The following is a 9,396-nucleotide window of genomic DNA, read 5'->3' on the forward strand; positions in this document are numbered from 1 at the left end:
GGTTTGAAAGTGCTGTACCATCCTGGTGATGGTACTGTCATTGAATAAGTCGGTGCTGTATTCTACTAGTCCTGTTATCCCTTGTTCTGTATCTGAGAGGTTAAAACGCAGTTCAAATTTTGCAGTCCCATTATCAAATGCTAAAGGAATGACGGTCAAACCCGAAAGTTCTGGTGGTTCCACCTGTGCCAGCTGTAAATCAAACTTGACTTGAAACAGTGGCGTCATCTGGCTGAGAGTTCGCTCTGGATTCAATTCTTCCACCAGCTTTTCAAAGGGTAAATCTTGGTGAGCATATGCCCCCTGCATAACTTCACGTACCCGATGGAGTAATTCGCGAAAGCTGGGGTTTCCAGACAAGCTAGTACGCAATACCAAAGTATTGATTAAAAACCCTATTAATCCTTCGGTTTCAACGCGATTGCGATTAGCAATATCAGTTCCGACAATGATGTCATCCTGATGAGTATACTTGCAAAGCAAAATGTTGAAAGCTGTTAATAGTAACGTAAACAGCGTTACCCCTTCCTTTTTACTCAAGTCCTTAACAGCATCAGATAGAGGTTTCGATAATACTAACGACTGTTGCGAACCTTGGTAAGTCGGAACAACTGGCCGGGGTCGATCGCTTGGCAATTTTAACACTGGCAAGTTACCCTGAAGCTGCTTTTGCCAATAATTTAGCTGTTCTTCTAACACCTGTCCCTGTAACCACTGGCGTTGCCAAATTGCCCAGTCTGGGTACTGGATTGGCAGTTCGGGAAGGGGTGAAGGTTTGCTATTGACAAAAGCTTCATAAAGTGCTTTCATTTCCCGGACAAATATTCCCATTGACCAGCGATCGCAGATGATGTGATGTACTGTCAACAGCAATACATGTTCTGCTGCATCTAATCGCACAAGGGTCAGCCGCAGCAATGGTTTCGTTAAATCAAAAGGCTGCTGCGCCTCCTTAACAATTAGCTGGTGTACCTCCTCCTCCAGATTAGAAACCTCTGTCAGATCCATGATCGGCAATGTTACGGGCTGGGGCGGAGTAATAACCTGGATCGGTTCTCCAGAAGCATTGGTAGTAAAAGTTGTGCGTAAGGTTTCATGACGCCTGACAATTTCAGTGAAGGTTTGTTCTAACACTGCTACATTTAATTGACCCTGAATACGCAAGGCACTAAAAACGTTATAAGCACTGTTGTCAGGATCTAATTGCTGGATAAACCATAACCTTTGCTGAGCAAAAGATAAAGGCAAAGAATCAGAGTCTTTTCTCTGAGAAATTCTGGAAATTTTTACAGAACTCAAGCCTTTTTGCTGAAGTCGCTTTTCAAATAATGCCCGCTGATCTGGAGATAGTTCTGCTATTTGTTGATACAAATCTCTCATTAATGAATGCCTGAGTTAATTTATATTTAAAGATTTGTAGTTGGGTGCTGTACAGGGAAAAAACGAACACTCATGGAACACAGATGTAGACGCCCGTAAGGGCGGCTTCCCGTAGGGTACACCGATAAAGCAGTGCTTTATCCAAGAGAGAAGGGCTATACGTTAATTTATTAGTTGAGTAAACTTACTTTTTCTTTTTTTGAATTACAAATATCTTTTAACTCTTTGAGATAAGATAAACTCGCCATCACTGCATCAAAATCTGAGTAAAAATCAATAAGACACGCCACTTCATTAACACCAGCCTGCTTTAAAAGTTCTATCATTCGCATACAGGTAGTTTTTGAACCAATTAAAGTCCTCCCTTTCAGCCAACCTTCGTAAGCAAAGCGCAAAAGACTTTTTATATCCGCTTCGGTGAATGTTGCCAAATTCACGTTTACGCCAGAATTCTTTGCCAGATTCTCCAGCAAATCAATGTGGGTTTTGAGGTAGTTGTAAAAAGGTTCCCTCACTTGTTCTTTGACGATATCGAAGTCTTCTCCCACAAAAGTATGCAACATCATTGCTACTTTTTTAGCTAGAGGATCATGACCATGTTTTGCCAGAGATTCACGGTAGAGTGATATTTGAGTTGCCACCTCTTCTAGAGTCCCTCCCAAAAGAGAAGTTAGTATGTTAGCTCCAATCTTGCCTGCTTCAATAAATGTTGCTGGAGATTGACAAACAATCCAAAGTGGGAACTTGGGCTGCACTGGTTTGGGAAAAGTTTTCAACTTGAAACTTTTTCCCGTAACATCTTGGAACTCTACTTGTTCACCTTGCCACAGCTTTTGTACAGTCTCGATTCCACGCCACATAGCTTCTCTGCGATTAGCATGTGTTTCAGTAGACAGTACAAAATCATCTACAGTCCAACCAGAGGCAAAAGCGATCGCTACTCTACCTTGAGACAAATTATCAACCACAGACCAATCTTCAGCAATCCGTGCTGGATTATGAAGTGGCATCACAACACTTCCAGCCCGTAACTGAATTTGCTCAGTTACCATCGCTAGGGCTGTACTAGTTAAAGATGGATTAGGATAAAGCCCTCCAAACGGATGAAAATGTCGTTCCGGAGTCCAAACCGCAGAAAAACCATTTTTATCTGCAAATTTAGCAGATTCTATTAATAAATTATACTTGTTTGTTTGATTTGTTGAACCATCACCGGAGAAATAAAATAAACTGAATTCCATTCTGTAACTCCTGATGTTTTGATGCGAGGGATTATTAGGTTGAAAATAGATGTGGGGGTGTAAGGGTGTAGGAAAATTAATCTTTTCATGCACTCTTTGTGGGATTTTCTCGTGATTGACTAGCTTGAAAATAGAGATTGGGAATCAACTTAACAGCAAACGCATAATCCATCGGTGTTAATCGGTGTGCATCTGTGTTCGTTATATTCTTCATCTCCTCATTGTGGGCAATAGCCCGTGAGAGTCTACCTTGAAAATAAGGAACACAGAGAAGCAGAATTGTCATGATTTGTTGTGTACCAACGTGAACGACTGACTTGAAAATAGAATTAAGATAAAAAACGAACACAGATGAACACAGATGCACACCGATGAAGCTCTAGCAATTCATGGTGGCTAATTATTAATTTCTGTGATTAGCTAGACCAAAAATCTTTAGCCATTTCTGCTTGAACTTCTTCCGCTGAAAGACTCTTAACTTCTTGTAATAAAGCAACCATTTCTTCTAATTCTTCCTGTTGAGGTTGTTGTTGAGCAATAACAGCAGCAAGTCCAGCAACAGTGGATGCCTCAAACAGAATGCTGTTAAGCGGTAAATCTACTTGAAAAGTTTCTCGCAAACGAGAAGTAACTTGGACAGCCAACAAAGAGTGTCCTCCTAATTCAAAAAAGTCGTCATTCACACCTACTAGAGAAACTCCAAGAATTTCTTGCCAAATGTTGGCAATGGTTTGCTCAATCTCATTTCTGGGAGCTACATAAACAGTTTGTAAATTCGGTCTTGAGTGCTGTGAAAAAGAATCTGCCTGCTGTGAGTTTTTAGAGTTGCTGACAGTTTCTAAAGGTTTGAGCTTCAGGGATTGATTAATTCTTGCTTGTAAATCCCCTGTGGAAACAACAATCTGGTTTGCCGAACCCATAGACAAAATGCGTTGAAAAGCTTCCCAAACTTCCTTCGGTGTCATGAATAATTCTGTTGCAGTTGATCCCAATGACACATATTTTTCTTTTTCTAAATCGGAGATAAAAGCTTGGCGATTCACACTGAACCAAGGAACAGAATTTTGCTGTTTTTTTTGATGAACAAAGGCGTCCATGAATAGGTAAGCTGCTGAATAGGCAACTAGTCCTAATCCTCCCAAAATTGATGATAGTGAGGATTGTAAAAGATAGAAATCAAGCTTTTTATCTTGTAAAACTTTTTCTAATACAAAAATTCCATGTACTTTTGATTTAAATTCCTGCTCACATTCAGTTTTACCTATTTCATGAATAGATAAAGTTGACTTTTCATTACCACTGATTTCTGGTACATAAAACACTCCATGAATTTGACCAAAACGCTCATAAGCTATGGTCATAGCCTGTTGCATTTGTTCTTCATTGACAACATCAGCTTTGATGATCAGAACATCTCCGCTTAACTCTTCTAAAGCCTGGATTCTTCTGATTTGATCACTGATATTATTGTGTTGATCATGAGTTGCTAGCCATTGTTCCCACTCATTTCTTGCCGGCAACTCTGAATTTTCGATTAAGATGAGTTTGGCGTGTACTGTTTGAGCTAGATATTCTGCAAACACTAAACCCAGACCTTTGACCGGATCACCGACGATGAGGTAAATTCCCCCTTCTCTTAACCGTGTTTTTTCTGGAACTACTTCGTTCAATTGAATTGGTTCAAAGGTTTGCACCCAACGATGACCATTGCGGTAAGCAACAACTAAATCAGATGGTTGTTGAGTTAGTTCAGCCATGAGTTGGTCTATAAGTTGCTTTTCCAGAAAAGTCTCCGATTCAGGGATGACGATATCAACACTGCGACAGCTCATATGTGGATATTCTTGGGCGATCGCTTTACATGGACCTAGCACTGTTGCTTTTTCTGGCTGCAACTGTTCTTGACCCACCACCTCGTGCATATTGTTGGTTATGGCTATTATTTGCACCGGGGTAGTTAGATGGTGTTTGGTCAATTGCTGTGCTAAAAATAGCAGACTGTAGAAAACTAGATCCTGAGATTTGCAAAAGTCCTCGACCCCTAATTGTGTTTTTGGGTGTAAAGTTTTACCCAGTGATGTAGTATTTGCTGTGACACCCCAGAAATGAGCAATATTTTGTGGAGTTTTACCTAGTTCGCGAAGAGTTTGCATTAAGGTAGTATAATCATCCTGTTGCTGAGGATTGATTGTATAGATGCAATCACTAAGTTTTGTGAACTCTTCTCCTATTGTGACTATAATTACATCCTGACCTGCTTGTTCCAGTCGTTTGGCGATTTGTGAACCCACTCCACATGGATCGACAAAGATCAACCAGCAGGACTTGTGCGGATTTAACCCTTCTGTTTTCCAGGGTTCAAGTAACATGACTCGTTTCCAAGCAGGAACGTAGAACCAGTCAGCCATATTCGGCTTTCTGGTTAGTTTTATTTGAGGATGGCTATTGTCTACTTTTTGGGCTTCAATCCAGTAACGCTGGCGCTCAAAGGGATATGTTGGTAGGGGTATCCGTTGACGCGACTGCTGAGCATGAAATTTATACCAATCTACCTGCACACCCGCTAGCCAGAGTTGACCTACGGTGGTCAGCAAAAATGCTGAATCTGATTTTTGGTATTTTGGATGGCGGAGTGTTGCCAAAACTGTAGGTTCATCCGTCCTACTTTGTCTGGCAAAGGTACTTAATGTCATCCCCGGCCCAACTTCCAGCAGAATTCGTTCTGGCTGTGTCATTAACTCAGCCATTCCCTGGGCAAAGCGGACTGTTTGTCGTAGATGTTTAGCCCAGTAGGTCGGGTCAGTTGCCTCTTTTGCGGTAATCCAAGTACCAGTTAAGTTAGAAATAAAAGAAATCTGAGGAGGATTTAGTTTAATTTTTTCTACCTGGTTTGTGAACGATTCCAAGATAGAATCGATCATTGGGGAATGAAAGGCGTGGGAGGTATGCAGGCGACGACACTCCACACCTTTGTCATTGAGACGACTTTGCAAATGAGCGATCGCTTCTTCAGAACCAGAAACAACACACAAATTAGGTGCGTTACTGGCAGCGAGAGAAACTTCTTTACCAAGCCAGGGTTGCAGATCGTCTTCTGCAAGATGAACAGAAAGCATTGCACCTGTTGGAAGTTCTTGCATCAGTCGTCCACGCACAGCAACCAATATCAAAGCATCTTCTAAGGAAAGCACGCCCGCTAAACAAGCTGCTACATACTCGCCAATGCTATGACCAATCATGGCTTCCGGCTGGATGCCCCACGCCATCCACAACTGACTTAAGGCATACTCAATCACAAACAGTGCTGGCTGGGTAATATAAGTCTGTTGCAGTTGGTGTGTAGCTGCCTCAATCTGTTCTTCACTCGGATAGAGGACATGGCGCAAATCTATACCTAAGTGAGGCTTGAGCAGTTCACAGCAGCGATTTACCTCTTCCCGAAATATTGGTTCAGTTTGGTAAAGTTCTCGACCCATATTTACGTACTGCGCCCCTTGCCCAGGAAACATAAATACAACAGGTCGATTATGGAGTTCTTTCAAGTAAGTCGAGACTTGCTCTTGATTGGCAAACTCCAATTTTTGGACTGCATCCTCAAGGTTCTGACATACTACCATGAAGCGATGCTCAAATGCTTGCCGACCTACTTGTAGAGTATAGGCAACATCAGCCAAGTTTAAATCACGATGTTGTTGAAGGTAGGCTGCTAAGTTTACTGTAGCAGTTTCCAGTGCTGTTCTGGTTTTAGCAGAAAGCAATAACAGATGCCAAGGTCGAGATTGTAGAGACGCGCCACCTCTCGTTTCTACAACAGGCGCTTCTTCCAGAATTACATGGGCATTAGTTCCCCCAATCCCAAAAGAACTAACCCCTGCACGACGGGGTATGCCGTTTGTCTGCCACTCAGAAAGCGTGGTATTCACATAGAAGGGACTGTTATCAAAATCAATCTCAGGATTGGGCTGCTGAAAGTGTAAACTGGGCGGTATTTGTTTATGTTTGAGGGCGAGGACAGTTTTAATTAGTCCTGCAACACCAGCTGTGATATCCGAGTGTCCAATATTTGTCTTGACCGAACCGACAGCACAGAAACCTTTCTTGTCAGTACTTGCACGAAACACTTGTGTGAGTGCAGAAATTTCAATCGGATCTCCAAGGGATGTTCCAGTGCCGTGGGCCTCGATGTAAGTAATTGTCTCCGGGTCAACCTCAGCCATGACTTGAGCTGCCCTAATCACCTTTGCTTGGCCATCTATACGTGGTGCGGTGTAGCTAACTTTGAAAGCTCCATCATTATTAATAGCAGAGCCTTTGATCACAGCATGAATACAATCGCCGTCAGCGATCGCATCTTCCAATCGCTTTAAAACGACGATACCCACACCATTACTAAAAATAGTTCCCTGCGCTTTAGCATCAAAGGCACGACAGCGACCGTCCGGGGACACAATTCCCCCTTCTTGATAAAGATATCCTTCTTTTTGCGGCACATCGATCGCCACACCACCGGCCAAAGCAATATCACATTCACCACTCAACAGACCTCGGCAGGCTAAATGTACCGCCACTAATGAAGTTGAGCAGGCAGTTTGAATACCTACAGCCGGTCCTTCAAGGTCTAATTTGTAAGATACCCGTGTAGCCAGAAAATCTTTGTCATTGCCAAAGAAAAGTTGGTTGCGATCAATAGAACTTCTAATATTTTGATTGGAATAAATATTTAGTACATAGTTGTTTGAGCCTGCGCCAGCATAAACTCCGATCAAACCTGAGTACATTTTTGAATTGTAGCCGGCATTTTCCATAGCCTCCCAGGCACACTCTAAAAACAGACGATGTTGCGGATCAATAATCTCTGCTTCTCTAGGATTGAACCCAAAGAACTCAGCATCAAATAATTCTATGTCCTCTAATACAGCCCCAGCTTTCACATAATTGGGATCGTTGAGTAGGTCAGGGTCTATGCCGCCAGCAAGCAACTCTTCATTAGTGAAAGTAGTAATAGACTCTACGCCATTGCGTAGATTCTGCCAAAATTCTTCAATATTTTTAGCACCTGGAAAACGGCCCGCCATCCCAATAATGGCTATTTCTAAACCATTGCGACTAAATTCTACTGTATGACTCATTTTTATTGATTTCTCTTACTAATTGTCAAAAATTGCTTAATTCGTGCCTTGCCTTTTTCTAACTGTTCCGAGCGATCGCCAGTTTCCGAAAAAGATACTTGTTTGTTTTGCTCCTGACTTAAATATTTAGCCAAAGAGCTAATAGTCGGATATCTAAACAGTTCTAAAATCGATAAACTTTGCTGAAATCTTTTTTGCAGCTGGTTATGAATCTGCAACAACAGTAATGAATGACCACCCAGTTCAAAAAAATTGTCATGAATACCCACTTCATTCACATGCAATACTTCTTGCCAAATCTGAGCAATGATTTTTTCTACCTCAGTTTGGGGTGGTTGATAAGTCGCAGCTAACTCCGGACGTGTTTGGTCGGGTGCTGGCAAGGAATGGCGGTCTACCTTACCGTTCGGTAACAGTGGTATAGCTTCCAGAATCACAAAAGCTGACGGCAACATATAGTCAGGTAGTTTCTCTTTCAGGAAACGATGCAGTTCACTGACCGTAATCACCTGCTCCTTTTGAGCAACTACATACGCCACTAGTTGCTTATGATTCGGTCTATCTTCCCTCGCGACAACTACAGCATCCTCCACTCCCGAATATTGAACTAGCGCCGCTTCAATTTCTCCTAGTTCAATCCGGGAACCACGAATTTTTACCTGATTATCTATCCGTCCAAGAAATTCTAGATTTCCATCAACTAAATAACGAGCAAAATCCCCAGTTTTGTATAGACGTGTTCCTACTTCAGGAAAACCCAAAGAAAATTCTTGGTGTTCTTGGTGTCTTGGTGGTTTATTCTCCATTCCTATTTTATGCAACGCCGAAAAAATATTTGGTATAAACCGCTCCACCGTCATCTCAGGTCTGTTGAAATAACCCCTTGCCAATCCGACTCCACCGATATACACCTCACCCGGTACACCAATAGGCACAGGCTTGAGGTTTCTATCCAGCACATATACTTGGGTATTAGCTATGGGACGACCAATAACAACCCGTGCCGGAACTGCATCTTGCGGACTTAAACTGTAACAAGTAACGTCAGCAGATACTTCCGACGAACCGTAAAGGTTTAAGAGAGTACTTTCCGGCAGCGTCTGGCGAAACTTTTGTAATAAGCTATGAGAAAGTGCTTCCCCACTTGTTACCCAAAGTTGCAACTGAGGCAATCGCTGTTGTAAATGAGTGTAGGTATCCAAGAGTACACGTAGCAATGAGGGGACAACAACCAGCCGTGTAATCTTGTTGCTAGCCAGAATTTCTATGAATTGTTGCGGAGCCTTAACAACACTATCTGGTATGATAACAATCCGCACTCCTTGGAGTAGGGGTCCAAAAATTTCCCAAACCGAATCCACAAAATTTAAGGATGTCTTTTGACAACACACCTCCCCCTGTTTAAAAGGATAGTTTTGCCACATCCAAGCAAAACGATTGACAGCGCCTTGATGCAGACCTAAAACTCCTTTGGGTTTACCTGTAGAGCCAGAAGTATAGATGACATAAGCCAGACAGTTGGCAGTAGAACTATTAATAGGGTTGTCTTGGCTTTCCTGAGCAATACTACTGCGATCGCTGTCCAGACAAACCACCCGTGCCTGATGTGCTGGAAGTTTCTCAAGCAAATGCTGTTGAGTCAGCAA

At 42.3% G+C, this 9,396-nt stretch carries 5 protein-coding genes; all 5 read right to left on the reverse strand.

Features of this window, described 5'->3' with window-relative positions; all coding sequences use genetic code 11:
- Positions 1 to 1,380 (reverse strand): condensation domain-containing protein (locus UYK_RS0120010; RefSeq protein ID WP_016872035.1); only part of this gene is annotated, 1,380 nt, incomplete at its 3' end.
- Positions 1,381 to 1,550: 170 nt separating this feature from the next.
- Positions 1,551 to 2,621 carry an LLM class flavin-dependent oxidoreductase gene (locus UYK_RS0120015; protein WP_009456256.1) on the reverse strand — a complete coding sequence of 357 codons (1,071 nt, stop codon included), beginning with the start codon at positions 2,619 to 2,621 and terminating at the stop codon, positions 1,551 to 1,553.
- 85 nt (positions 2,622 to 2,706) lie between these two features.
- Entirely contained in the window at positions 2,707 to 2,907 is a 201-nt protein-coding gene (locus tag UYK_RS0120020) for a hypothetical protein (RefSeq protein ID WP_016866919.1), read from the reverse strand.
- 130 nt (positions 2,908 to 3,037) lie between these two features.
- Positions 3,038 to 7,750: a type I polyketide synthase gene (locus UYK_RS0120025; protein ID WP_009456258.1), complete on the reverse strand. Its 4,713-nt coding sequence runs from the start codon at positions 7,748 to 7,750 to the stop codon at positions 3,038 to 3,040.
- A 2-nt stretch (positions 7,751 to 7,752) separates the two neighbouring features.
- On the reverse strand, positions 7,753 to 9,396 hold a 1,644-nt coding region (locus UYK_RS24415; protein WP_016872037.1), incomplete at its 5' end, for a non-ribosomal peptide synthetase.

The organism is Fischerella thermalis PCC 7521, from assembly GCF_000317225.1.
In the GTDB taxonomy this organism is placed as follows: Bacteria; Cyanobacteriota; Cyanobacteriia; order Cyanobacteriales; family Nostocaceae; genus Fischerella; species Fischerella thermalis.

Bases quoted from the DNA above. Each gene is read 5' to 3' on its own strand.
- UYK_RS0120020 (WP_016866919.1), bottom strand. From the start codon at position 2,907: ATGACAATTCTGCTTCTCTGTGTTCCTTATTTTCAAGGTAGACTCTCA.
- UYK_RS0120025 (WP_009456258.1), bottom strand. From the start codon at position 7,750: ATGAGTCATACAGTAGAATTTAGTCGCAATGGTTTAGAAATAGCCATT.
- UYK_RS0120015 (WP_009456256.1), bottom strand. From the start codon at position 2,621: ATGGAATTCAGTTTATTTTATTTCTCCGGTGATGGTTCAACAAATCAA.